This window comes from Aerosakkonema funiforme FACHB-1375 (assembly GCF_014696265.1).
Classification (GTDB): Bacteria; Cyanobacteriota; Cyanobacteriia; order Cyanobacteriales; family Aerosakkonemataceae; genus Aerosakkonema; species Aerosakkonema funiforme_A.
In genome coordinates this window covers 23435-49405 of the sequence record NZ_JACJPW010000060.1, presented here as the reverse complement: position 1 = coordinate 49405, position 25971 = coordinate 23435, and the positions used below count along the sequence as shown (strand labels likewise).

Below are 25971 nucleotides of genomic sequence, written 5' to 3'. Positions count from 1 at the left end.
ACCCCTAGCCCCTCTGCTAACCCCTACGGTAGAATCTAACAATGTCAGCTGACCTAGAAAGAACGCGATCGCAATGCAATCAACAGAAAACGAAGCTAAATCCACCGACAAAAACCTAGAGGCAATGCGGCAGTTTTCCGAACAGTACGCCAAACGCACCGGAACATACTTCTGCGTTGACCCCTCAGTAACTGCCGTCGTGATTGAAGGACTCGCCAAACACAAAGATGACTTGGGATCGCCTCTGTGTCCCTGTCGCCATTACGAAGACAAAGAAGCAGAAGTAAATGCCGCCTTCTGGAACTGCCCTTGCGTCCCCATGCGCGAACGCAAAGAATGCCACTGTATGCTGTTTCTCACCGCAGATAACGATTTTGCCGGTGATAAGCAGGAAATTTCCTTAGAGGAAATCAAAGCTGTACGAGATAGTATGGGATGATGGAAGCAGTGCCTCAAGAATTCTGGCAAGGCGTAGAGCAGTTTAACAACAAAGATTACTACGCCTGTCACGATACCCTAGAGGCTCTGTGGATGGAGTCAACAGAGCCACAAAAAACTTTCTATCAGGGTATTTTGCAAATTGCTGTTGCCTTATATCACCTTGGTAATCATAACTGGCGCGGTGCGGTAATTTTGTTAGGAGAAGGTATCAATCGATTGCGGTATTACCAACCAACGTATGCCGAGATCGACGTTGAACAATTCTCGATCGAGAGTCAGCAACTCTTGACGGCGCTGCAACAAGCAGGCCCAGAAAAAGTAGCAGAATTTGTTCGACAATTTCAGACATCTGACACTTACATAGATAGAGACCGCACTTTAGAATTACCAAAAATAGTCAGAGTTGCTCTACAGTAAGCGATCGCCATCAACTAAAAACTTATTTCTAATCTTTGAACGCGCCTAATATCTTCAGGGTTGCTTTGAGAAAAATAAGGTAACAGACCCGGATTTGGTATACACCAAAAAACGGGAAAAATCTGGGCTCTCAAAAAATCAGTAAATTCAATTAACCTAATCCAACAAAACTTTTCACCTTAATCAGGAGAAACTTATGGCTATTTCCATTTTAGGCTCCAAGTTTATGAAGAGTAAGTTTTCTGCGAATTCTTCTACTGACGCTTCTACAGTCAATTTTAATATTTGGGGTGACAGTTCGATCGATCCTTCGGGGCGTATCAAAACTGACGAAGCAACCTATGTCATCATACATGGCTGGCGCAACACTGGTGGCAATGCAGGCAACGGCTACAAGCCTACCGACTGGATGGCAGGGCAAGCTCAAACTATTCGCCAGCGAGAATCTAACGCTAATATCATTTTGGTAGACTGGGAAGCACTCGCAAGTAACCCCTTCTATTTGCCTTCTGTTGACAAAGCAGATGATGTTGGCAATCAGCTAGCTGCTTACCTGAAAAATAGCGGTGTAGATCCCAATTACACCACCTTAATCGGACACAGCCTGGGAGCGCACGTTGCTGGATTTGCTGGCTCTGCGTATCGTCAATCCACCGGCAGTTCTATTTCCCAAATTGTAGGATTAGATCCTGCTGGCCCTGCGTTTGAGGGCAAAGGCGCAGACGATCGCTTAGATCCAACTGACGCTACTCGCGTTGTAGCTTTACATACCAGTGTGCTGGCGGGTTTCGACGCTCCGCTGGCTACTTTAGATGTGTACGCTAACAAGAAGAGCTTAAACCAGCCCGGACAGTTCGGCCCCAGTCAAAACCATAGCTATGCTCATATCCTCTTCACCGAATTGCTCCAAGGCAACAGTTTTACCCAGCCTAATAGCACTCTCCTGAATCTGAACACAGTAGTCAACGCCGCATTTACTGGAGAGAACGATGCTAGCACTAAAAACAATAAAACGGTTGTTGCCCTCAACTTGTCGGGTACTGCTAACAACGATAACCTCGCAGGTGGTGCAGCCAACGATACCATTAGTGGCGGTGGGAAAAATGACAAGATTACTGGTGGGGATGGCAATGATTTCCTCTTAGGGGATAGTGACAGCGATATCCTGAATGGCGGACGCGGTAATGATTCAGTTTTCGGCGGTACAGGTGGCGATCGCGTATTTGGAGATGAAGGCGACGACGTACTGACGGGAGCCGATGTAGCAGTAGGAAGAGGTTTTAACGAAATCGATCCTTTGACTGGTGGTGTTGGGAGCGATCTCTTTGTGCTAGGCGCTACCGAAGTAACCTTCTACAACGATGGTAATACTAGCAGCTCCGGTATCGGCGACTACGCCCTAATTACTGACTTCAATGCTTTGGAAGACACCATCCAACTGTCCGGCTCTAAGTCCAGTTACAGTTTGGCAGAGTCACCGACCGGTTTAGCTGCGGGTACAGCCATCTTCCTGAGCGAAAGTCTTCCCGAACTGATTGCGATCGTTCAAGGTTCCAGCGGCCTAAGTCTCAGCGCCAACTACTTTGTAGCTGTCTAGAAAATTGGTTCAGTAAAAGGCACGATCGTTACTGACTCAAAAGCTGGAATTTTTTATATATGTGGTAATTTCCACATACCTCATTAATGGGTAATCGCTTTTGGCAGCATCGTCCCACGTAATTTATAGATTCGCAGTTGACAGGACAGGTTAAACTACCTAGAGAACTATAGGAATAACTTTTCAGTCATAACTATTGTCCCGCAAACAAATCAACTTCCTCAGCTTGCACGATTCATGATGCCTGCCGCTCGATTACCTGAATTCTGGTTGCGTCGCCTTGGGATAGGCTTAACGGTTCCAGCTGCTTCGATCGTAATTGCGATCGCCCTTTTCCCCCAACCTCAAAGCGCCAAAGCCCAAAACCCCGGTGACGGTCGCGCCCTCACTGTTCGCGCCGACATTCAAGAAGCCAATCAACAAACTGGAGTGGTGACAGCGCGGGGTAACGTGCAACTTTTCTACCCCGCCCGCCAAATTCAGGCTACAGCCGCCCAAGCCCAATACTTCACCAAAGAAAGGCGCATCGTACTCACAGGCAACGTTTATATATTGCAGCAAGGCAACAGCATTCGCGGCGAACAAGTCATCTACCTGATCGATGAAGGTCGATTTATCGCTCAACCTCAACCGAATCGGCAAGTGGAATCCATCTATATTATTAACGACCCCAACCCTTCCACCCAATTGCCAGGGACATCTGCGCCCAGACCCCCCCAAAGATAACCATCTTACTAACGCCAGTGCCGCACGGCAGAAGTAACCCACCAGATCGAAACAAGTTAAATCCGAGACGGTCAAAGGATTTTGACTTTTGACTTTTGACTTTTGACTTTCGCGATCGAGTGCTAAAATCAAGACCAATTTTCCGACCCAGCACCACTGTGGGGAGAGCGCCGAAGTGAAAATAGTCTTGGAAAATATACACAAGTATTATGGCAAGCGAGCGATCGTCAATCGCGTCAACCTCTCCGTTGCTAGAGGAGAAGTAGTGGGGTTGCTGGGGCCCAACGGTGCCGGTAAAACGACAACATTTTATATCGCCACAGGTCTAGACAAACCAAATCAAGGTAAAGTTTGGCTCGACGACCTGGACATTACCGAAATGCCAATGCACCGACGCGCAAATTTGGGTATTGGTTATCTCGCTCAAGAAGCCAGCATTTTTCGCAACCTCAGCGTGCGGGAAAATATTCTCTTAGTTCTAGAGCAAACCCAAGTGCCTCGAAGAGAACGCAAGCAGCGTCTGGAAGAATTATTGCGCGAGTTTCGCTTGGAAAGAGTTGCCTACACCAAAGGAATTCAAGTTTCTGGGGGAGAGAGAAGGCGAACCGAACTGGCAAGAGCTTTGGCATCCGGGCGAGAAGGGCCAAAATTTTTGTTTTTGGACGAACCCTTCGCCGGTGTTGACCCGATAGCTGTAGCAGAAATTCAGCAAATGGTAGCCCAATTGCGCGATCGGCAAATGGGAATCTTAATCACAGATCACAACGTCCGGGAAACTTTGGCAATCACAGACCGAGCCTACATTATGCGAGATGGGCAAATCCTCGCCTCTGGCAGTGCTGACGAACTCTACAACAATCCGCTTGTGCGGCAGTACTACCTCGGCGATAACTTTCAAATATAGCAGGCAATCCGGTTTCTATGGTGATAATAGAATTTTATTTAAATGTAGGGTGGGTTAGCCACGGGCGATCTAAAAGTCAAAAAGAAGAGGGAGAGCGAAAGGGAAAAAGGAAAAGGGAAGAGGAATTTTGAATGATTGACTTTTGACTTTTGACTTCGCCCACTCCCCCACTCCCACTCCCTTTGAGAAATCATCTATTTTCTATACCCTATACCCTTCGTAAATTATGAAAACCGTCACTCAATATTTCAATCCACTGAGATCGCTGACTTTCGGTATCTCAATTATGGATCGCTACCTGATGGGCGAACTGATAGCACCATTTTTGTTTGGCTCAGCGCTGTTTTCGTCTGTAGCAGTGGCGATCGGCTCTCTCGATCTGGTTCGGAAAGTTACAGAAGCAGGGTTACCGCTGTCCACGGCGTTAAAAGTTTTTGTGTTAAAAATGCCCTTCTTCATCGCTTTTTCCTTACCTGCATCCATGTTGCTCGCCACCTTGCTAGCCTACAGTCGTCTCTCTGGTGACAGCGAACTAATTGCGCTACGCAGCTGTGGTGTGAGCGCCTATCGGCTGATTTTGCCGGCCATATTTATGAGTTTTGTTGTCACGGGCATCGCCTTTACTTTTAACGAATTGGTTGTACCCGCAGCTAATTACCAAGCGGAGTTAACTCTAGATATAGCTCTGAAACAGGACAGGAAAGATTTTCAGGAAAACAATATTATTTATCCAGAATTTGGCGAAGTTGAACAAGCGAACGGAGAAAAACTAGAAGTATTAAAACGCTTATTTTATGCAGAACAGTTCGATGGCGAAGTCATGAAAAATATTACTATAGTAGACCGCTCTCGTACCGGCGTTAATCAAATTGTCGTCTCGGAATCTGCTCAGTGGAATACAGTAGAAAATACCTGGGATTTCTTCAACGGCACTATCTACCTTATATCTCCTGATAGTTCCTATCGCAACATTTTGCGGTTTGAACATCACCAATTGCAACTACCCCGCGCTCCCTTAGATTTTGCTAAAAAAAGACCGAAAGCTGACGAAATGAACATCGCACAAGTTCAGGAGCAGATAAAGTTAATCAAACCTAGCGGTGACTACAAGGAAATCCGCAAATTGAATATTCGCCTCCAACAAAAAATCGCCTTACCTTTTGCTTGCCTTGTCTTCGGCTTGGTAGGGGCAGTTATGGGAACCAGACCGCAAAGGACGAACAGAGCGACAGGATTTGGCATCAGCGTATTGATTATTTTTGCTTACTACTTGTTGCGGACGATGGGCGACGCTCTGGGGATGAGCGGCTTCCTATCACCGTGGATGGCAGCTTGGTTACCCAACTTGTTCGGTTTGGGAATGGGCACTTGGCTGCTGTTGCGAATCTCTCGGTGACAGGAAATAGCGATCGTCAATTTGGAGAGCAAAATTTTTGCAAACATCAAGGAAGTTTGCCTGCGATCGAAGCTATCCTAGCGGTAAAAGCATTCACCTACTCGTGCCAAGTTAAGCTGCACTCCTGCTATGTCATCTTCTCATCGGCCCCCGGCTGCGCTCCGCTATTTGAAAGCTAGGCTACGCCCTTTAACCCAGCCTATAGTTTGGGTGACGATCGCATTTCTATCTCTGGTAGGTTTCTTTACTTGGGCCTACTTCAACCACCCTGAGTGGCTAGCCCTTAACCAGGAAGCAGAAACTCCAACTCCCAGCAATGCCACTGCGGACGAGCAAACTCTTTCTGATGAAGACAAAGCAATTGGGGTTGACATTGATAATCTTTCTGTGCTACAGAAGGAAATTAGTGATTCCGAGCCTCTCCAACTTACTCCAGAAGAAGACGAAACAGAGCTAGGGTTATTTGATGAGTTTATGAAACAGAAAGAAGCGGCTATTAATGCCGAAAAATCATCTGACTCATCGGCGACAGAGAAGTTAACAGCACAGCCTACAACTGCCAATCCCTTTGCTCTCAAGTCAGAATCTAGCTCAAACAGCAGCACAGTTGTTTCCGGAAATTCCTTTACTCCCCCATCTTCTAACTTAGGCGTAGGCAGCGCAGCTAATTCTGCCGATAAGCTGAATTTGCCGACCACCCAGAAACAAAATGCCACTTTACCGTCAGTGAGTCCTTTACAGTCAGCATTAGACCGCTTGGGTAATGGCAGTAAATCATCTATTCAAACTCCGGCTGGGGTATCCGTGAGCCCCTTGCAATCAGCTTTAGACCGCCAGGGAACAGCCAGCAAATCAACTATCCAAAATCCTTTGCAGTCAGGATTGGACAGCCCAGAGGCAAGCAGTAGAACCGGCGCAACCTCGCCATCTCAAGCATCGCCAGGTAATTTAGGGCAAAACCCCACAGTTAACCAAACTCTTACACAACCAACTTCACAATTACCAGGACAAGGCTATGGGCAAGTATCGCCCGTTCCCGGTACAACTGGCTACGGTTATAATTCCCCGTCTGCTGGCGGTGCAACTTCTTCCAATTCTTATACATACTTGAATCCACCCCAAGCATTACCGGGCGTACCCTCAGCGGTACAGGTAAATCCCGGTCTGGCACCTGCAACACCCAGCAATTTGGGGCAATCTCCATTCCAGAATACTGCCCCGGCAAACGGTTTCTCTAACCCAGGATTTAACTCTAATTTGGGCAATTCCGTTACTCAACCGTCTCAATTGCAACAGTCGCCTAATTTCTCAGTCCCCCGTCCGATTCCAGGCAGACACATCGGTGGGGGAGAGATAAATTCGTTCTCAAATCCTTAAGTGGGGGAGTGGGGAAGTCAAAAGTCAAAAGTCAAAAGTCAAAAGTCAAAAGTCAAAATTAGGAATTTCTTTCCTCTTCCTCTCTCTCGTCCCTATTTACGATTGACTTTTGACTTCCCCGACGCCCTTATTTAAAGTGTTCAATCACTGCTTCGGCAAATTCAGAACACTTCAGGGGCGGCTCTACTGGGGGTTCCATCAATCGAGCTAAGTCGTATGTTACCTCGCGGTTGGCGATCGCATCCCCAATACCCTTTTTGATTAAGTCAGCTGCTTCTTGCCAACCCATGTACTCCAGCATCATAACGGCGGATAGAATCAGCGAACCTGGGTTAATTCGATCCAAACCGGCGTGTTTGGGTGCGGTGCCGTGAGTCGCCTCGAAAATAGCACATTTATCGCCAATATTAGCTCCAGGCCCCATGCCCAGACCACCGACAATAGCAGCTGCGGCATCGGATAAATAATCGCCATTGAGGTTCATGGTAGCTAGGATGGAGTACTCATCCGGGCGGGTCTGAATTTGTTGGAAAATGCTATCGGCGATGCGATCGTTCACCATTATCTTATTTTTCCACTGTCCGTTCCCGTGAGTTTCCCAAATAGAGTTAAGCACATTTTCTACTTCCCGGCAGATGGCAGCTTGCTTTTCCGGCGTTAAAGAGTCGTACCCAGGCTCGATTTGACGGGCATTCTCTTCTAGGGAGATATCGGCTTTCTTCTCCTTGTTACTGAGAATCCAGGATTCCCGTTCAGTGACGCACTCAGCTCGAAATTCCGCAGTTGCTAACTCGTAACCCCAGTCGCGAAACGCACCTTCGGTGTATTTCATGATATTGCCCTTATGCACCAAAGTCACCATCTGCTTATGCTTGGGCAATCGCAAGGCGTGCTTGATCGCACGGCGGACAAGGCGCTGGGAACCTGTTTTGCTGATTGGTTTGATGCCAATACCGGAGTCGAGGGGAATCTGTTTTTTGCCGTGTTCCGGAGTAGCTGGGATCAGTTCGTGATTGAGCAAGTGAATCAGTTTATCACCAATCTCGCTACCTTGCCGCCACTCAATGCCCAGGTAAATATCTTCTGTATTTTCCCGATAAACAATGACATCCAGTTTTTCTGGATTTTTGTGAGGTGACGGGGTGCCTGCGTAGTAGCGACATGGACGGATACAAGCGTAAAGGTCAAAGATTTGTCGCAATGCCACGTTTAAAGAACGAATACCACCCCCAATCGGGGTTGTCAGTGGGCCTTTGATGGCAATACCGTATTCTTCGATCGCCTGGAGGGTGTCTTGAGGCAAATACTCATAAGTGCCGTACTTTTCACAGGCTTCATCGCCGGCGTATACTTTAAACCAGCTGATTTGACGCTTGCCACCATAGGCAAATTGGACGGCGGCGTCGATCGTCTTTTGAGTGGCAGGCCAAATGTCCACGCCTGTCCCGTCTCCGCGAATATAGGGAATAATTGGGTTATCGGGAACGATGGGTTCGCCGTTTTCAAAGGCGATCTTAGACCCGGTGTCTGGAGGACTTATCTGTTTGTACATACTGGTAGCAGCTCCTGGTAGCTAGGCGGCGGGAATAATCAGATAAAATTTTAATCTTGCCAGTAAGCCTTATCAAGCTATCAGATATTTTGCGCCATAGCAGCTCGTTATAAACTTTTTTGCCAATAAATCTAGCTGCAATAGTTAAAGGGGAAACGGTAAAACGCTAATGGCAAAGTTTTTTTATTCTCTTTCGTCTTTGTAGATCTGTTTCGATTTGTACTTAAAAAACTATAAAAGTGACTTTTAGGATAGGCTATCGGTGTATTATTTTCGCGATCGCAATTGCTTTAGGCTTTAGCGATGTTGCTGGGGAGCATCTTCCATCAGCAAAGGCTCGTTAGGCAAAGTAAATTTGGTTCGGGTATTTTGCTGAAAATATGGTAGGAATACGGAGACTCCGCGCACAAAACTGCCTAAATCGCGATTTTGTCACCTTTTTTTGGCGAGCGCTCGGTCAGAGGGTCTGGTTAGCAAAAGGTGAAACAACCGCTCCTATTGCTTTTAACCTACAAGGGGATGTGGTTTCTCGGAGGTCTTGATGAAGCGCATTTTGGTCGTGGATGACGATAAAATCTTACGCACCGTATTGTCGGACTATCTGGAAAAACAAGGATACGTAGTGGAAAATGCAGATTCCGCCGAGCAAGGGTTGGCAGCTTTTGCCAAAAATCCCCCCGATTTGGTCATTTCTGATATTATGATGCCGGGAATGGATGGGTTTGAATTTTGTCGTCGCCTGCGAGCCACCCGTGAGGGTCAATTGCTGCCGTTTATTTTTTTGTCAGCTCTGGGTCAGATAGATTGTCGGGTTGAAGGCCATTCGATCGGCGCGGATGATTATTTGCTCAAACCGTTTCACCCACGGGAATTGGTAGCCAAAATAGAAGCGCAGTTAGAACGATCGCGTCGCATCCATGCAGAAATCGTGCGGTTGATGCAACGATCTACCAATTTGACCTCGCACCAAACACCTACACCCCCTCCCCTACCTCTGACACCAGCAGAGGAAAGAGTATTCTGGGAGGCGGTTAGGGGTTTTACCAACAAACAAATCAGCGAACGCCTATTTATCAGTCCCCGTACAGTCCAGAGTCATCTGAGAAATATTTTTAACAAACTTGAAATAGAAAATCGCTCCCAACTGGTTCGCTTTGCCTTTGAAGTGGGATACCAACCTCCAACAGATAGCGAGTGTGCTTCGGACAGTTAAAGCTGCGGAAGCTCAAGAGGGATGGCTGTAGGCAAAGCAGTCACCGATGAGTGAATTCTGGATGAGTAGATTTTCGATTGGCTGTGACTTCAATATTGGAGAGACGTTTCGTGAAACATCTCTCCAATATTCACAAAGATTTTTTGATGATTCCCCTGGAAATGGGAAGCGGGAAACTTCTTTTTTTCAGTCATAACGATCATCGTTAAAAGTTTAGCTTGAACCGCAAGAAGCTTCACATCTCACCTAATAGGGGAGTGTGAGATGAATTGCGGGTGAGTTGACCGCAGTCTCCCGACGGATGCGAGTTCCTCGTGGGAGGGAAACAGGTCGGAAACGCACAATTTCCGTGTTATACTTACTGGGAAACCTCTATTTACTCTCATATGTTAAGAGTTGTCAAAGTCAGGCTACAACCAAACAGTCAACAGCAACAGTCACTAGCACAAGCTTTTGGCTCTTGTCGCTGGCTGTGGAATTATTGCCTGAACTTGATGAATCAAACATATAAAGAGACTGGTAAAGGGTTATCTGGGTATGAAGTTAAAAAACTAATTCCGCAGTTAAAAAAAGAGCATGAGTGGTTAACCTTAACCTATTCACAGTGCTTGCAGCAGGTCTGCTTAAACATGGGGGTGGCCTTTGATAACTTCTTTGAAAAACAAGCTAAATACCATAGATTTAAATCAAAGCATGGTAAGCAGTCAAGACAATACCCTCAAAATGTCAAGGTTGCAGACAAATATTTAACACTTCCAAAGATTGGAAATGTTTCGGCAATTATTCATAGACCTATTGAGGGAAAAATTAAGACTGTAAGTATATCCAAGAATTGCTCCAATCAGTTATTTGCGGCCATTCTTTCTGACGATGAGAAAGATAAACCTTCTGCAAGTGCAGAAGGTAAAGCAGTTGGGATTGACCTGGGGTTGACTGACTTTGCTGTTACTAGCGATGGCTCTAAGTTTGAGAACCATAAAATACTCAACAAGCATCCAAAAAACTTCAGAATCAAGCAACAGCAATTATCCAGAAAACTGAAAAGTTCTAATAAACCGTTAGGTCAGTGTGGGTAGTTCGCGATATGATTACCGATCTATACAGCTTAACCGAACTAGAGGAGGCGATCGCTATTGCCCCAGCGCAATGGCGACCATTGGTATTTACCAATGGCTGCTTTGACCTACTCCATGTCGGACACCTGCGGTATTTACGGGTAGCAAAATCCTTGGGGCGATCGCTGATTGTGGGGTTAAATAGCGATGTGTCTGTGCGAACCATCAAACCGCATCCGACGGGATGGCCAGAGCGACCCATCATCCCAGACATACAGAGGGCCGAATTACTAGCTGCCCTCAAGCCAGTAGATGGGGTAGTGATTTTTTCCCAAACCACAGCTGCTCAAGTTATAGATAAGCTCAAACCAGAAATTTACGTAAAAGGGGGAGACTACCGAATCGAAACGCTGCCCGAAGCACCGATTGTTCAAGCCTATGGAGGCAGGATCGAGTTAGTCAGAATAGAAATACCTACTTCTACCAGTGGTATAATCGATCGCATTTTGCAGACCGCTAAGTGAAAAGTTTGCAAAACCAGAGTGATACTCAACTGGACTAACGGCGATACTTGTGCAAATTCCTTTGTGCTAATAGTTAATCGGTAATGGGTAATCGGGAATGAAGAAACCAAAAACAAAAGTAACCGACGATCGCAGACCAACCACCAATGACCAATAACCAATTAGCAATGAACACCAGTATCGTATCGTTGATTTCAGAGCGCAATATAGATTACACTCCCCTGCAACAACTGCTGGCCCAGCAAGATTTTCAAGCAGCCGATCGAATGACGCTGCAATTGCTGTGCGAACTTGCAGGTGCGGCAGCAGTGCAAAGGAAATGGTTGTATTTTACTGAGGTAGAGAAGTTCCCTACATCAGATCTGCAAACCATTAACAACCTCTGGCTGGCTAATTCCGAAGGCAAGTTTGGCTATGGAGTGCAACGGGAAATTTGGCTGAGTTTGGGCAAAAATTGGGAAAAATTCTGGCCCAAAATCGGCTGGAAGAATGGCAATAACTGGACGCGATATCCCCACGAGTTTATCTGGGATCTGAGTGCCCCCAAAGGTCATCTACCCCTCTCGAATCAGTTACGAGGAGTGCGGGTCATCGCCTCCCTGCTGTCTCACCCTGCCTGGTCGAGTACATCTCTTTCTGGTTAATGGTAGATATTCTCAAAAACTGATGATATTTCTCCATAACCTGTTCGTTGAGAATGCAGTTAGGGAATTTTAAGGATAAGCTCTTTGTCTGCGGCAGCAGCTAGATAAATGATAAATTCAGCAAGTATAGGGGTAGCAGTTAGCATGGTAAACCCTGAAAACACTCTCTTTTATCGTCTCAACGGTTTGACACCTCAAGCGCGAGAACAACAGCGCCTTTTAGCTTTAACAGAGTCGGGACTGCTGGAAGCAGAGACAATCCCGATTTTCGATGAGGCAACTCAGACGGCTGCCCACTTTTTGGATGCCCCCATCTGCATTTTGGGCATCATGGACAAAGACCGTCAATGGTTCAAGTCATCTGTGGGTTTGTCCAGGTTAGGTTTGATGAATCAGCTGGCAACATCCCGTCAGCTATCGCGGCAGGAATCTCTGTGTACGCACGTAGTAGACTCTCATAAAGTTTTGGCGATCGGCGATACTACCGTTGAGCCGATTTTTGCCAAGAGTTTGTTAGTTCAGCACTATGGCATCCGCGCCTATTTGGGAGTGCCATTATTAACTTCTACCGGACATTGCCTGGGTACGCTTGCCGTGATGGAACGGGTGCCGCGTTCCTTTACTGACAGGGAAACAGAGTTTTTGGAACTCATGGCCCGCTGGATTATGAGCGAATTTGAGCGCAATCGTGCCCTCAAAGAGAATGCCCCAGGAGTGTTGGTGAATCTCAACACGCAAATATCCTCTGGAAATTTAGGCAGCCAGCAACTCGCCACCAATCAAATTCAAGTCAAATTGCTGGGCCAACTCACTCAGGAACTGCGGACGCCTCTGACCTCAGTGATGGGAATGGCCAGCGTTTTGAGCCGCGAGATTTATGGCCCCCTAACGACTAAACAAAAAGAATATTTGGAGATTATTCAGCACAGCGGTCAGTACTTGCTGTCGCTGGTAAACGAAATATTGGCACTGGGATCGCTAAACCCCGATAATCCAAAACTGAATCTTTCTGCTGTTGATATAGAAATGTTGTGCCAACAGGCGATCGCTACATTAGAAGAAGCAGCCAACCGCCGAGGGCAACAGATTCGTCTTTCCGTAGAGCCCGGAAATCGCATCTGGCAACTGGATAAGGAAAAAGTCCGCCAATTGCTTTATCACTTGGTATCAAGTGTGCTGCAAACGGCTGATGCTGGCAGTATTGTCCGCATTCATATCTCTCGTAAAGTAGAAGGGTTAAACATTGCCGTTTGGGTTTCTCACCCCTGGCTGGGAGATGGCCTCCCTCATCTGGAAGGATACTTTTTCAATACGTCCCCATCTGTACCAACTTACTCGGAGCCCCGGCTTTACGATCGCGAGGATGAAAGCCTCGAAGAAGCATCACTGCTATCTCCAGAAGCAGCCGAGAAGAGTAACTCGACCAAATCGGAAGAAAAAGCTTTGGTTACTGCTGACCGATCGGAAGCTCTTGAGAATAATATAATCGATCGATCTTCTGAAAACTTGGGGCTGTTGCTCAGCTGTCATTTAGCTCAAATGCACAGCGGACAAATCTCGATCCAAGGCTCGCAAGAGTCTGGCTTTAGATATGTGGTGAGCTTGCCAACAATAACAGAAGCTGATGTAAATATCTAAAAATTTTAGATTTTAGATTTTAGATGAAAATATAATCTAACATCTCAAATCCAAAATCTAAAATGGTTCACTAGAATAAAAATTCATGAACGCTGTTTGGCAACAATTAACACTATCTAATCTACCGTTGTATCGGTGGCGCAATGCTAGTTATTTGTACCGTTTGGTAGGTCTGCTGCCAGCATGGCGACAAGGCAGCTGGTTGATGCGATGGGCAGAACCTTTGGGCGCGTTGTTGGTAAGCTTGGTGTTTGCTCTGGCTCCCTTTGTATCCAACGATTTGGTTGGTGTGCTTTTAGTTGCTTGCGGTGCCTTTTGGGTGCTGCTGACTGTATCGGATGAGGTTGTCAGAGAAAGGGAGAAGGAAGAGGGAGAGGCAGTATTTTCTTTTCCCAAATTTACGCCCATTCATTTGCTGGTATTGCTTTATTGGGGTATTGCTGTGGTGGCGACAGCTTTGTCACCGGTGAAGGCGGCGGCGCTGACCGGTTTGGTGAAGCTGACGCTGTATCTGTTGCTGTTTGCTTTGATGGCGAGGATTTTGCGATCGCCTCACCTGCGCTCTTGGTTAATTGCGCTATACTTGCACGTAGCTCTGCTCGTCAGTGTCTACGGTCTGAGGCAGTGGTTTTTTGGCGCTACAGCACTGGCAACTTGGGTAGATCCGGAATCTCCTCTGGCTAAAACCACGCGAGTCTATAGCTATCTGGGAAATCCCAATTTACTGGCAGGGTATCTGCTGCCGGCAACTGCTTTGAGTTTGGCGGCTGTTTTTGCTTGGCGTGGCTGGGTCTGCAAAGCGTTAGCAACGACAATGTTTGTTGTCAATTCATCTTGTTTGATATTAACTTTCAGTCGGGGGGGCTGGATCGGTTTTGTAGTGCTGCTGTTTGTGTTTTTGTTGTTGTTGATTGATTGGTTAAGTATTCAGTTACCTCCTTTTTGGCGCACTTGGTCTTTACCGATATTGCTAATAAGTTTGGCTGCTATATTAGGATTGGCAATATTGTTTGTAGAACCGTTGCGCGATCGCGTTTTCAGTATGTTTGTGGGTCGCGAAGATAGCAGCAATAATTTTCGCATCAATGTGTGGGCAGCTGTACAGGAGATGATTCGCGCTCGGCCCATTATCGGCATTGGCCCCGGCAACACTGCTTTTAACAAAATTTATCCTCTCTATATGCGTCCCCGCTACAGCGCTTTGAGTGCTTATTCTATTCTGCTGGAAGTAGCGGTGGAAGCCGGTTTGATTGGATTGGGTTGTTTTCTCTGGTTATTGTTAGTAACCTTTAACCAAGGTTGGGTACAATTGCGGCGTCTGCGGGAATTTGGTAGCCGCGAAGGATTTTGGTTGATAGCTGCGATCGCCAGTTTTTTAGGTATGCTAGCTCATGGTACTGTAGATACAGTTTTGTATCGTCCGGAAGCCAATACTCTCTGGTGGATGATGATAGCTTTGATCGCTAGTTATTACACTATTTATCAACCATCGCGGAGTGAAAATTTACCTCCACAGGACTTGTAGGAGCTTTTGTATTTTGGTTAGAGTTGGTAACTCTAACCCAAGATTTTTTAACGAACCGCGAAGACGCGAAGAACGCGAAGAGAAGATAAGAAATAAGGTACGTTGTTGCGCTTTAGCGCTAAACCGCAACAACGTACTTTTTTTTGAGATAATATGTCACAATAAACCCAAGAGTCTGGAAAGCGCGACATGGTTTGGGCAGCGGGTCAGCGGTTGCAGAAAGGTAAGTATATTATCGAGAAAATCCTGGGAGAAGGGGGCTTCGGGATTACCTATCAAGCACGACATACGCTGCTGCAACAGCTAGTGGTTATTAAAACGCCTAATGAAAGCCTGAAAAATGACCCGGAATACCCCAAATATTTGCAGCGGTTCGTCGAGGAAGGGCGGCGACTGGAAAAACTCTCTGAAAAACAGCATCCCAATATCGTGCGCGTCAGGGATTTGTTTGAAAAGAAGGGGATATACTGCCTGGTAATGGATTTTGTCGCAGGGGAGAGTTTGTTTGATTTGGTGCGGCGGCGAGGGGCGTTACCTGCAAACGAAGCGGTGGAGTATGTGCGACAAATTGGGGAAGCTTTGACGGTGGTGCATCAAGCGAGTTTGGTGCATCGGGATGCTCACCCAGGCAATATTATGGTGCAGAGTGACGGTAAAGCGGTGTTGATTGATTTTGGCATTGCTGGAGAAATTCTGCAAACAGTCGAAAGTTCCAAGCATTTTGGCAATTGGGCTTTTGCGCCTTACGAACAGATGATGGGGAGTCGGGAACCAACGGTTGATGTGTACTGTTTGGCTGCTTCTCTATATTATGCGGTAACTGGTCAATGTCCGACATCTTCTTTGGATCGGAAGTTGAATAATGTCCGATTGATTAAACCTAAGCAACACGCTGATATCAGCGATGAGTTAAATCGGGCGATTCTCAAGGGGATGGAGTTGGAAGCGAAAAACCGTCCTCAGTCGATGCAGGAATGGTTGAAGTTGTTGGAAGTGGCGAATCGCACTGTTCCGGTAGGCATTAACAAAGTAATCACTCAACCAACCCTACAAAAGATACATATTGATTGGGGTTTATTAGTACAACGTTTCATAGTTTGTGTAGGTTTGGGATTTTTGTTAACAATACCTTTTTATTTTTCGCCTTTACCTTGGTTCGTAGCTTTAGCTGGAACCTCGCTTTTAGCTTATCATGGTGAAAGAGGGGTTACTTATGGTGGGCTTACTGATATTGAGATAGGCGGCGTTTTAACTATGGCTTTAGCGATAACTTTAACTGTTGTACCTATATTTGGAACTAAGGCTATAGTATCATTATTTTTTATGGGTATTTTTTACGGATTCTTATTGCTTTTTTTCTCGATTGGTCCAACCGAGGGACTAGGACTATGGTATTTAATGCTTATTATTCTGACACCTTTGACTATGTATAACAGTAAGATGAGTTGGAGCCAAATTTATGGAAATATTTACGGGAATGAAGAAAGGATAAGGGGTTTAGTGGCTTGGTGTATTGGTTTAACATCAAATATATCTTTAGCCTTAAGGATGTGGGAAGGAACAGAAGTAATATTTTGGGATATACATGCTAACGATTTAGGAAAAAAGCCATTTAGTAACTTTCACAAGTTTCTGATTCTATCTGGAACTTCTTGGATAGGACTGGGAGCGGGAGCAGTGTTACGTTATTGGTTGCAGTAAAGTTGTGCTTGAAGTCATTAAACCTAACATAATAATGCAAATTGCCATAAATATCGACGAATCAGAAAAAATCGACCCCATCGATCCCATTGGCGATATCACCATAACCAATGATACAACAACCATCACGGAAAAATCAACATATTTAGATTCCTGGTTTGATGCCTTAATTACCGGAGTGAAAGCTGTAAAACAAGGTAAAAATATCGCTGTTGAAATTGTGGAAGAACCAGAACCAATTTTATTTGAACCTTGGGAGGAGGGAATGCGAATATATTATCGCAAACAATCCATTTCAATCTCTCATGTTTCTGAATTTACCACAGCCTTAAAGCTAGCAGCAAACAACTTTTTAAACAAGCTCGATTCCCAATCCGAATTTCATTCTAATGATTTACTAAAAGTAATTCGGGATTTTGTGGATAACGAATCTCAACCACAAATAACTGTACAAAGCTCAGCTTAGACACACCATAAATATTTAAGGTTTATCAGTATTGAATACCTTGTTTTAAGAATTTTTATCATCGCCTCCCAGCTTGCCAATCTTCCCCACCCGGAAGCTGAATCAAATAATCATCAATAACTCCTGGTAACTGCTTAAGTGAATAATTATAGGTCAATTCGATTAAGCTTTGAGAATGACTAATTACCAATTTTCTCTCCACCATTTCAGCAAGTTGAAATGGACTGTAAGCACCATTCAAGACTTCCTCGCTAGCCTCGCGAATTGCCTCTTCAAATTCTTCATCAATCATTTCTTCCCAACCATCTATCTTCACGTAATAAGAGGTTTTGTTATCTTGCAAATTCAGTTTCTTAATTTCTCTAACAGAATTGCGAATAGAATTAGCCCAAGAATTTGTTAATCGCTGTTCGATTTGGTTTTTAATCAAGTGAATTAACAAGATTTTGAGATAAGATTGGATATTCCGCAGTATCGCCTGTTTGCTCATTCCCTCTAATTCATCTACAATTGCCAAAGCCTCGGCGTATCTTCCTTCCAGAATGCTTTTTCTTAAATCTATTAATTCTTGAGTCATAATTATTACCAGCATTCGCACTAGCGAGTAAAATTATACCATTTAGAAAAAGGAGAGGGGAGAGGGAAAAGGGAAAAGGTAGAGGAAGGAATTTTGACTTTTGAATGAGTGACTTTTTTACATCCACATCTGCGTTCATCCGCGTTCATCTGCCTTAATCTGCGGTAAAAAAAGCTAAAAACCGGGTTTTTAGCGATTAACTTGACACCAAAGTAAAAATCCTTGCCAAAAAACCCGGTTTCTTAGGTTTGAATCGCTTTAAAAATTCTTCATAGCGCGTTGCATCTCGCGCTTATCGTCGCGTTTCTTCACATCTTCGCGTTTGTCGTGCAGCTTCTTACCTCTACCCAGACCAACGCTGACTTTCACCAAACCTTTCTTCAAATACATCTTCAAAGGAATTAGGGTCAAACCCTTTTGTTCCACTTTACCAATCAGCTTGCGGATTTCCTCTTTATGCAGCAGCAGTTTCCGCGTGCGAACGGGGTCGTGGTTAAAATACTGGCTGGCGGTTGAGTGAGGTGAAACGTGGACGTTCAGCAGCCACGCCTCGCCATTCCGAATCAGCACGTATCCATCGCGCAGGTTAGACCGACCTTCGCGAATGGACTTGACTTCTGTCCCTTTTAACTCAATCCCAGCCTCGTATGTCTCTAGGATTTCGTAGAGGTAACGGGCTTGGCGATTGTCGCTAACGATTTTGATACCTTCGCTTTTTTCACTCATATTGCCAATTTAGCGTTTAAACCAACGACTGTGGCAGTTTATCTAGGATTGAATTGAGCTTGATTGTAAAGTTTTATGTAGCACTTGACATTTATCGGAAAAACGGTAACAATAAATACAGAAATAAATCGTTCATCTCTTCAGGTAGACGCCGATCGACGGTTAGATGCAGTGAGGAGACGGAAGTAGGGAGCAATCCCGAAGGAACGCGCCTCAATTCACTACGTTTGTACTTTTGGAGGCGAAAACATGAGCGCTATTAACTACGAATCCAACAACCGCGCAGTTGAACAAAGAGCTCGTTCCCTGATGCTGAATCATCAGCGGTCAATGGAGAACCGTCAAAAAGCTATGTTGATCCGTTCGGCGAGGGAAGTCGGAGTAGCAAATAATATTTCCGAATAGCAAATTAAAAACTGACGGAAAGAAACCGGGTTTCTTCAAGAAACCCGGTTTCTGCTTAGGAAACCCAACAAATCAAAAAAATGAGGAGGGTCTTGTTCAAGAAACCGGGTTCCTACATAGAGAGTAGTTCCAGGTTGCGGTAGGGTTTAACTCAAATGTCGGGCAGAATTCCCCATCTGTCTATACGGTGGGGATGAATGCCCGACCAATAAAAAAACGGCGTAGCCTCTACTTTCTGTTATCTTGTGCTACAATATTTACTGTAAACCATAGTTCACCTGAAACCATTGTATAGAGCCATCAAAGTCCGAATTTACCCAACATCTGAGCAATCCCAAAAGCTTAGTCAAGTAATGGGGTGTGCAAGATGGTGGTGGAATTACGCTTTGAATCTATGCAATGAAACTTACAAGGAAACAGGAAAGGGACTTACTCAAATAGCCCTCAACAAGGTTTTACCCAAGCTCAAAAAAGCAGAAGATACGGCATGGCTAGGGGAATGTTATTCTCAGGTGTTGCAGTCAACAACTCTGCACTTAACTAAAGCTTTCAAAAACTTTTTTGAGAAGCGAGCTAAATATCCTAGATTCAAGTCTTATCACGGGAAACAATCTTGTCAATATCCTCAAAATTGCCAAATCCTTGAGAGGGGAATAAAAATCCCTCAAGTTGGGATAATTAAAGCCTCAATTCATCGATTATTTGCGGGACAGCTGAAAACTGTAACTGTTACTAAAGCTTCCACAGGAAAATACTATGCTTCGTTATTGTTTGATACCTCGCTAGAAACCCCAGAAGTGGTTGTTACAGGTAAAGTGATTGGCATTGATTTGGGACTCAAAGACTTCTGTGTTACGCACGATGGAAATAAGACATCGAAATTTGCCAACCCTAGACATATCAAAAAACATGAAAAAAACTTAGCCAGAAAACAGACTAAATTAGCTCGCCAGAAAAAAGGCAGCAAATCTAGAGAAAAAGCACGAAAGCTTGTGGCTAAAGTTCACGAACGTATTAGCAATGCCCGTCAAGATTTTCTGCATAAATTATCCAAGAAAATCGTCAATGATAACCAAGTGGTAGTAGTCGAAAACCTCAACGTCAAGGGCATGGTTCGCAATCACAACCTAGCTCAAGCTATTGCTGATGTGGGGTGGGGAACTTTCATCAATTTTTTAGACTATAAACTCAAGTTGAAAGGTGGTTTATTAGTTGAAATTGATCGATGGTTTCCTAGCTCTAAAACCTGCTCAAACTGTCTCTATCAGATGTCAGAAATGCCACTAGATATTAGAGAGTGGACTTGTCCAAGCTGCGGCACACACCACGATAGAGATGAAAACGCTGCAACAAATATTAGAGCAGAAGGTATCAGACAGTTATCGGTCTTGGGAACCAGGACTGCTGCTGAAGGAGGGGAAGTAAGTCCTTCATCTGGGCGTAAGTCTGTCTTGAGGCATTCCCCTGTGAATTCAGAAGCCCCATCCGTCTATACGGTGGGGTAGTTCACAATTCCTGTATGGATTTGTTGGATAAACCAGAAAGGAATATTTATGTCGCTATTATCCTGGGATATATTACTGCGTCGGTGTCGTTTGCAGGATCGGGAAGTCGATATTGGGATTCGAGATGGTAAAATTGGCGCGATCGCACCCCATCTCAGCGAACCAGCGCAGCTGGAACTGGATATCCAAGGAAAATTAGTCAGTCCCCCTTTCGTGGAGTCCCATATTCATTTGGATTCAGCGCTGACAGCAGGCGAACCGCGATGGAATGAAAGCGGAACTTTGTTTGAAGGAATTGAAATTTGGAGAGAACGCAAGCAAAGTTTGACGCTGGATGATGTGAAAAAACGGGCAATAGAAGCGCTCAAATTACAAGCATCTCAAGGTATTTTATTTGTACGCAGTCATGCAGATGTGAGTGAAGACTCTTTAACTGCATTGCAAGGTTTGCTAGCAGTGCGAGAGTCGGTCAAAGATTGGATAACTTTGCAAGTGGTGGCTTTTCCTCAAGATGGGGTTTACGGTAGTCCTAAAAATGAAGAATTATTGGAAGAAGCGCTAAAATTGGGTGCGGATGCGGTGGGTGGAATTCCTCACTATGAGTTTACCCGCGAAGATGGGGTAAAATCGGTACATCGGATATTTGAATTAGCGGCAAAATATAATCGGTTAATTGATATTCACTGCGATGAAATTGATGATGACGAGTCGCGCTTTTTAGAAGTTGTGGCGGCTTGTGCGATTCGTTCTGGTTTGGGAGAAAGAGTAACCGCGAGTCATACAACTGCGTTTGCTTCTTATAACAATGCTTATGCCTTAAAGTTGATGGGTTTGTTAATGCGATCGCAAATCAATTTCATCGCCAATCCTTTAATTAATATTACCTTACAAGGGCGCACCGATACTTATCCCAAACGCCGAGGTGTGACGCGAGTGAAAGAATTGTGGCAAGCTGGATTGAATGTGAGTTTGGGACACGATTGTATCCAAGATCCCTGGTATAGTTTGGGGACGGGAAATATGCTGGAAGTGGCGCACATGGCGGTTCACATTTGTCAGATGACGGGGATGTCTGAAATAGATGCTTGTTTTGATATGGTGACACTGCATGGAGCAAAAACTTTACATCTGCAAGATAGCTATGGAATTGAGGTGGGGAAGCCTGCAAATTTGATTGTGTTGGATGCTGATAGTCGCTATGATGCGATTCGTCGTCGAGCGACTGTACGTTATGTAATTTCACGGGGAAGGTTGTTAGCGCAGACAGAATCACCCATTGTAACAATGAACAATTAACAATTAGTTTTTAATTGTCAATTGTTCATTGTTCATTAATTATCTCGTGGACTTACTCGCCATTTTTGCACCGCCAGACTTTTCCACAGCTTGCTTAACCCGCTGCTTTTGCTTATATTCAGCGATCTTAGCTTTAACTTTAGAGTATTCTGGTGTTTGGGGAGAAATTTCTTCCAGAAGTTTCACCGCACCAGCAAAGTCTTTCTTTTCAGCCAAGGCAAAGGCTTTTTTCCGTAATTGGTAAACTTCTACAGATGTTTGCGCCTTTCCTCGAACATTAGGCTGTTGTTTCTTTTCCCAAAAACAGATATAAGGAATCTGACAAACTTTTTTAGCTCCTTCTTCCCACTGTACTTGGTCAATGATTGAATCCAATTGTTTAAATTGAGTGGGATCGGGTTGGGACATATAAATGTATCCAGCCATTGCAGCCAAAGCATTCATCGCCATACCGACACCAAATAAAGCCACTATAGGAGGGATTTTTGGTAATTTAAAACCAGGTTTGCTCTTTTGCGGCTTAGGGGGTGAGTCCGTTGCATCTGTAGCATCTGGGGTGGATGTTGCCTCATAAAGTTGCGTTTGAGGCATTACAAATATGAGGGATTCTAAAGGCGAAGATTCGGAAACAGCGTTTTCAGCAGAGTATTGAATTTGTTCTGAATCTGCTGTTTTGGTTTCTGAATCTGGCGGGAATAAGGTTAACGGGATTTCAAGAGTTTCTGAGGCGATCGCACCAATAGAGTTTTCCGCAACTTTTGACTCCTCAATTATAGTTGGGGATATAGTTGGGGATATAGTTGGGGATTTTGGCGGCAATGACTTAAAGGTAATATTTAGCTTTTCTGAGCCGATCGCACCAACACCGCTACTGACAAATTCTGTTGTCTGGCTACCGCTGCCCGAATCCTGAAGAGCTTGGATAACTTCTGTCGCCATTTGGTAGCGCTCTTTGTAGTTAAGGCGTACCATTTGGTTTACTACAGAAACCAGTCGATCGCTCACTTTTACTTGTTGCTGCCAGCTAGCCAAATTCCCATCTATTTGCAACAGCGCCGGATACATTCCCGTCAGTGCTTGAATAGCGATCGTGCCTAACGCATAAATATCGCTATTTGGCTGTGGGTGATATGCCAGTTGTTCTGGCGGTACATACCCTGCCGATTCGAGAGGAAAAGTAATTTCTGCCTGTTCTTCAACGTTAACTGCTGGCGTCCTTATCGGCTGAAGCGAGCCAAATTCAATCAAACAATATTTGCCGTCTGAGGCGCGTTTAATTATATTGTTTGGCTTGATATCGCAATGAATAATGTCCTGACTGTGAACAAATTCTAGTATGCTTGATACTTCTTCTAGCAACTGAATAACTTGTTTTTCTTGCCAGCGTTTGCCGCAGCGTAGGCTAGTTGGCAGTAAAGTACTCAGAGGCTGTCCTTCGATAAACTCTTGCACCAAGTAAAATCCTTGGTCGTCTTCAAAGTAAGCTAGCACTTGCGGAATGCGATCGTGTTCGCCCAACCGTTTCAAAGTCTCTGCTTCGTTGAGAAACAGATGTCTGACGGTTTGCAAGTAGTTGGGATCGTTACTAGCAGGTTTGAGATGCTTAATTAGGCATTTAGGATTACCCGGTAATTTAGCATCTTCGGCAATGTACGTTCTTCCAAATGTTCCGGCACTTAAAACTTGAACTATTTGGTAACGCTCGTCTAATAAATTACCCAACATTGGGTGACTCGCTTCGGTGTTCAACAGGACTCTTGGCATAAGACCCCGGTAATGTTTCGTCAGATTTGATATTGCTAGAGAACGCAGCCCGTCGTATGTGCTTCGCCGATATGAAGACACCACTTGAAAGTTTGGTTTAGATAAACTGTGTAGAAACTTTGAGAGTTTGCGTCTACATCAATGTCTTTCAAAGAGGTGTCTAGTCGTTCAGGATGAAACTGAGGAATTCACTGAAAGAGCTGAGGCGGTATAATATCGTTTCTGCTTTAATACCTAATAGTAGCCTGGTCGAGACAGAAAATGGCAGAGGATTCTATCCCCCTACAACCCCAGATTCTCAGACTTTAAGTTGGAAGCAGGGGCAAGGATAATTACGATCCCTCTAATGAAGGATTGAGCTTCCAGGTCATACAATTAGAGTAAAAAAAAGCCGCTCAACGCTTTCATGCTGTTGCCAGCTACTTTTGTGGCTCGGACGCACATCAGCAATTGCGAGATCTGGTTTTACCTGCTCAGCTCGAAAGTACAGATGGCTTCTTTCCACATCTAGATACAGATCTTACCCTCTATTGAGAGTTTGAGGAGGTTGGATATACTCTATGAAAATTAAGTTTATTGTCCAATTATTTGCTGCATTTACGTTTGTGCTGGGTTGCACGGCTACCAGCAGCAAGATTGGCTCTGCTGAAAGCGCGACCTTCTTCTGCGGTACTATAAAAGATACTCCAGCGACTGTTGCTCGCACCTCGCGTGGGGACGTTCCGATAATTAGGTGGGTATCTACCTATTTTAGCGGTACAGGCTACACTCCTGCGAGCCGATGCGTCGAGGTTTCCAAAAGATTTCAGACTTACTACGACAATGGAACGCTCAACTATATCACCACTGGCACAGTCAACCGCCAACCGGTAGTGTGCGTTGCTCAAAGTCCTGGGAGCGGTTGTAGTCAGGTATTATTCACTCTGGAAGAAAGGGACGATCCCAACCAAGTTTTGCAAGAGCTATTTGATATCCGGGTTAGGGCTGCCAATGGCCCAATTACCAGAGGGGAATCGCAAGCTTCTCAGGAGCCCATATATATAGATATGAATGAATACCTGAGCAAGACTCCTGTCGAGGAAGGTATTACCCCGATTTCGGAAAACAGCCCAGAAAATGCGCCTGTGCGATCGGCTACCCCTCCCAACTTGGGACAAGCCCTTCAGCAAGTTAAGTCGAATGAGGAGGCTGTTGGCACAATTGAGAAAACTTGGCAAAGCGATTATGAAAATTATTTTAAAACGAATCTCTCTGACACGTCAATGGGGTCTGAAGAGATCGCAGCTACTTTAGGAAAACTCGCCGCTCAAACTGGAAAAAAAACTGCCTTGATCTACGCAGTTCCAACACCTAATACATTGGAATTGGTGTTAGTGATGCCCCAAAAAAAACCGATTCGGAAGAGTGTAACGACAGCTAATACCGAAACTTTGCAGAACGTAGCGAAACAGTTGACTCAGGAAATCACGGACTTCACAAAACTGAATACAACGAGTTACTTGGCTCCTGCTCAACAACTCTATCAATGGATTGTTGCCCCGCTGTCGGCTGAACTTGAAGCTAATAAAATCGATAATTTAATTTTCTGTATGGGTGGCGGTCTGCGTAGCTTACCCCTGGCAACTTTACACGACGGACAACAATTTCTGGTAGAAAAGTACAGCATCGGTCTTATCCCTGCTTTTAATATGACCGATCCCGTTTATAAAGACGTGAAGAATTTACCAATTTTGGCAATGGGAGCGTCGCAATTTAAAGAACAAGCTCCCTTAGCTGCTGTGCCTGTGGAGTTGGCTGCTATTATGCAAGATCTTTCTGGTGTTATTTGGCCGGGTTCTTGGCGGGGTAAACAATTTTTAAATCAAGAATTTACCTTAGATAATCTCAGGTCGCAACGCGCTTCGCAGCCATTTGGAATTGTTCACTTGGCAACTCATGCAGAGTTCAAGTCTGGGGCACCGGAAAACTCTTATATTCAGTTTTGGGATAATAAATTAACGCTGGATAAGATGAGACAGTTGCAGTGGAATAATCCACCGGTGGAATTGTTGGTGTTGAGTGCTTGCCGCACGGCGGTGGGCGATAAAGATGCGGAAATGGGGTTTGCGGGATTAGCGGTGAATAGCGGCGTGAAGTCGGCGCTGGCTAGTTTGTGGAGTGTTAGCGATGAGGGAACTTTGGCGTTGATGACTGAATTTTACCAGCAGTTGAGGGTAGCGCCAATTAAGGCTGAAGCGTTGCGGCAGTCGCAGATAGCTATGCTGCGAGGACAAGTGGTTTTCGAGGGTGGTAAATTGCGCGGGCCCATGCTGGGAGATGGGATGGTTCTGCCACCCAAATTAGCACCTTCGGGAACAAGAAATTTTAAGCATCCTTTCTATTGGGCTGCTTTTACGATGATTGGCAGTCCTTGGTAAGGCAATTAAAATGCTGAATAAGACATCGCCCGGTCTGGAGAGTTGGACAGGGTAGTGCTGTTATCGATCGGGCTGTGCCAAAATTGATATTAATTATGTGGGTGC

The 25971-nt window shown here is 45.0% G+C and carries 21 protein-coding genes, 2 pseudogenes and 1 riboswitch; of the genes and pseudogenes, 19 read left to right on the top strand and 4 right to left on the bottom strand.

What is annotated here, in order from left to right; all coding sequences use genetic code 11:
* Positions 1–73 precede the first annotated feature (73 nt).
* The 7 genes from H6G03_RS21880 to H6G03_RS21850 all read left to right on the top strand — a co-directional run bounded on the left by H6G03_RS21880 (position 74) and on the right by H6G03_RS21850 (position 6858).
* Entirely contained in the window at positions 74–439 is a 366-nt protein-coding gene (locus tag H6G03_RS21880) for a ferredoxin thioredoxin reductase catalytic beta subunit (RefSeq protein ID WP_190468400.1), read from the top strand.
* Positions 436–858, top strand: coding sequence for a DUF309 domain-containing protein (locus tag H6G03_RS21875; RefSeq protein ID WP_190468397.1), 423 nt, complete (start codon positions 436–438; stop codon positions 856–858). Before H6G03_RS21880 ends, H6G03_RS21875 begins: the two co-directional genes overlap by 4 nt.
* 196 nt (positions 859–1054) lie before the next feature.
* Positions 1055–2455: a hypothetical protein gene (locus H6G03_RS21870; RefSeq protein ID WP_190468395.1), complete on the top strand. Its 1401-nt coding sequence runs from the start codon at positions 1055–1057 to the stop codon at positions 2453–2455.
* 237 nt (positions 2456–2692) lie between these two features.
* A complete protein-coding gene (locus H6G03_RS21865; protein ID WP_190468391.1) occupies positions 2693–3181 on the top strand; it encodes an LptA/OstA family protein in 489 nt (162 codons plus the stop codon).
* A gap of 175 nt (positions 3182–3356) precedes the next feature.
* The gene (gene lptB / locus H6G03_RS21860) at positions 3357–4085 is read left to right on the top strand and encodes an LPS export ABC transporter ATP-binding protein (protein WP_190468358.1); all 729 of its coding nucleotides are present in this window, start codon (positions 3357–3359) and stop codon (positions 4083–4085) included.
* A 226-nt stretch (positions 4086–4311) separates the two neighbouring features.
* The gene (locus tag H6G03_RS21855; protein WP_242056880.1) at positions 4312–5481 is read left to right on the top strand and encodes an LptF/LptG family permease; all 1170 of its coding nucleotides are present in this window, start codon (positions 4312–4314) and stop codon (positions 5479–5481) included.
* A 129-nt stretch (positions 5482–5610) separates the two neighbouring features.
* On the top strand, positions 5611–6858 hold the full coding sequence (locus H6G03_RS21850; RefSeq protein ID WP_190468355.1) for a hypothetical protein: 1248 nt from the start codon (positions 5611–5613) through the stop codon (positions 6856–6858).
* A gap of 127 nt (positions 6859–6985) precedes the next feature.
* On the opposite strand, the gene H6G03_RS21845 is transcribed toward H6G03_RS21850, so the two are convergent.
* Positions 6986–8410, bottom strand: a complete 1425-nt coding sequence (locus H6G03_RS21845) for an NADP-dependent isocitrate dehydrogenase (protein ID WP_190468350.1) — start codon at positions 8408–8410, stop codon at positions 6986–6988.
* Between the two features lie 541 nt (positions 8411–8951).
* Between H6G03_RS21845 and H6G03_RS21840 the strand changes: the two genes are divergently transcribed.
* From H6G03_RS21840 to H6G03_RS21805, 8 genes and pseudogenes are all read left to right on the top strand, one after another.
* Entirely contained in the window at positions 8952–9623 is a 672-nt protein-coding gene (locus H6G03_RS21840) for a response regulator transcription factor (protein ID WP_190468346.1), read from the top strand.
* Between the two features lie 386 nt (positions 9624–10009).
* A pseudogene (locus H6G03_RS21835) lies at positions 10010–10675 on the top strand (RNA-guided endonuclease InsQ/TnpB family protein); the annotation flags it as partial.
* Positions 10676–10707: 32 nt separating this feature from the next.
* Entirely contained in the window at positions 10708–11202 is a 495-nt protein-coding gene (locus H6G03_RS21830) for an adenylyltransferase/cytidyltransferase family protein (RefSeq protein ID WP_190468343.1), read from the top strand.
* 179 nt (positions 11203–11381) lie between these two features.
* A pseudogene (locus H6G03_RS21825) lies at positions 11382–11846 on the top strand (GUN4 domain-containing protein); the annotation flags it as partial.
* 144 nt (positions 11847–11990) lie between these two features.
* Entirely contained in the window at positions 11991–13484 is a 1494-nt protein-coding gene (locus tag H6G03_RS21820) for a GAF domain-containing sensor histidine kinase (protein WP_190468337.1), read from the top strand.
* A gap of 85 nt (positions 13485–13569) precedes the next feature.
* Positions 13570–15009 carry an IctB family putative bicarbonate transporter gene (locus H6G03_RS21815; RefSeq protein ID WP_190468334.1) on the top strand — a complete coding sequence of 480 codons (1440 nt, stop codon included), beginning with the start codon at positions 13570–13572 and terminating at the stop codon, positions 15007–15009.
* A 189-nt stretch (positions 15010–15198) separates the two neighbouring features.
* Positions 15199–16710, top strand: coding sequence for a serine/threonine protein kinase (locus tag H6G03_RS21810; protein WP_190468331.1), 1512 nt, complete (start codon positions 15199–15201; stop codon positions 16708–16710).
* A gap of 34 nt (positions 16711–16744) precedes the next feature.
* Positions 16745–17176, top strand: a complete 432-nt coding sequence (locus H6G03_RS21805; RefSeq protein WP_190468327.1) for a hypothetical protein — start codon at positions 16745–16747, stop codon at positions 17174–17176.
* A gap of 58 nt (positions 17177–17234) precedes the next feature.
* Here H6G03_RS21805 and H6G03_RS21800 read toward each other — a convergent pair whose 3' ends face one another.
* Both H6G03_RS21800 and smpB read right to left on the bottom strand, forming a co-directional pair.
* Positions 17235–17753 carry a DUF29 family protein gene (locus H6G03_RS21800; RefSeq protein WP_190468324.1) on the bottom strand — a complete coding sequence of 173 codons (519 nt, stop codon included), beginning with the start codon at positions 17751–17753 and terminating at the stop codon, positions 17235–17237.
* A 258-nt stretch (positions 17754–18011) separates the two neighbouring features.
* A complete protein-coding gene (gene smpB / locus H6G03_RS21795; protein WP_190468321.1) occupies positions 18012–18479 on the bottom strand; it encodes an SsrA-binding protein SmpB in 468 nt (155 codons plus the stop codon).
* Between the two features lie 127 nt (positions 18480–18606).
* A riboswitch (Glutamine riboswitch) is annotated at positions 18607–18692 on the top strand.
* A gap of 36 nt (positions 18693–18728) precedes the next feature.
* Between smpB and H6G03_RS21790 the strand changes: the two genes are divergently transcribed.
* The 3 genes from H6G03_RS21790 to codA all read left to right on the top strand — a co-directional run bounded on the left by H6G03_RS21790 (position 18729) and on the right by codA (position 21685).
* Positions 18729–18884 (top strand): hypothetical protein, encoded by a 156-nt coding sequence (locus H6G03_RS21790; RefSeq protein ID WP_190468318.1) that lies wholly within the window; start codon positions 18729–18731, stop codon positions 18882–18884.
* Positions 18885–19171: 287 nt separating this feature from the next.
* Entirely contained in the window at positions 19172–20389 is a 1218-nt protein-coding gene (locus H6G03_RS21785) for an RNA-guided endonuclease InsQ/TnpB family protein (protein WP_190468315.1), read from the top strand.
* A 48-nt stretch (positions 20390–20437) separates the two neighbouring features.
* Positions 20438–21685 carry a cytosine deaminase gene (codA, locus tag H6G03_RS21780; RefSeq protein ID WP_190468311.1) on the top strand — a complete coding sequence of 416 codons (1248 nt, stop codon included), beginning with the start codon at positions 20438–20440 and terminating at the stop codon, positions 21683–21685.
* Positions 21686–21724: 39 nt separating this feature from the next.
* Here the strand turns inward: codA and H6G03_RS21775 are convergent, their stop codons facing one another.
* Positions 21725–23449, bottom strand: a complete 1725-nt coding sequence (locus H6G03_RS21775) for a serine/threonine-protein kinase (RefSeq protein ID WP_190468307.1) — start codon at positions 23447–23449, stop codon at positions 21725–21727.
* Between the two features lie 560 nt (positions 23450–24009).
* On the opposite strand from H6G03_RS21775, the gene H6G03_RS21770 reads away from it, so the two are divergent.
* Positions 24010–25866: a CHAT domain-containing protein gene (locus H6G03_RS21770; protein WP_190468303.1), complete on the top strand. Its 1857-nt coding sequence runs from the start codon at positions 24010–24012 to the stop codon at positions 25864–25866.
* The last annotated feature ends 105 nt before the right edge of the window (positions 25867–25971 follow it).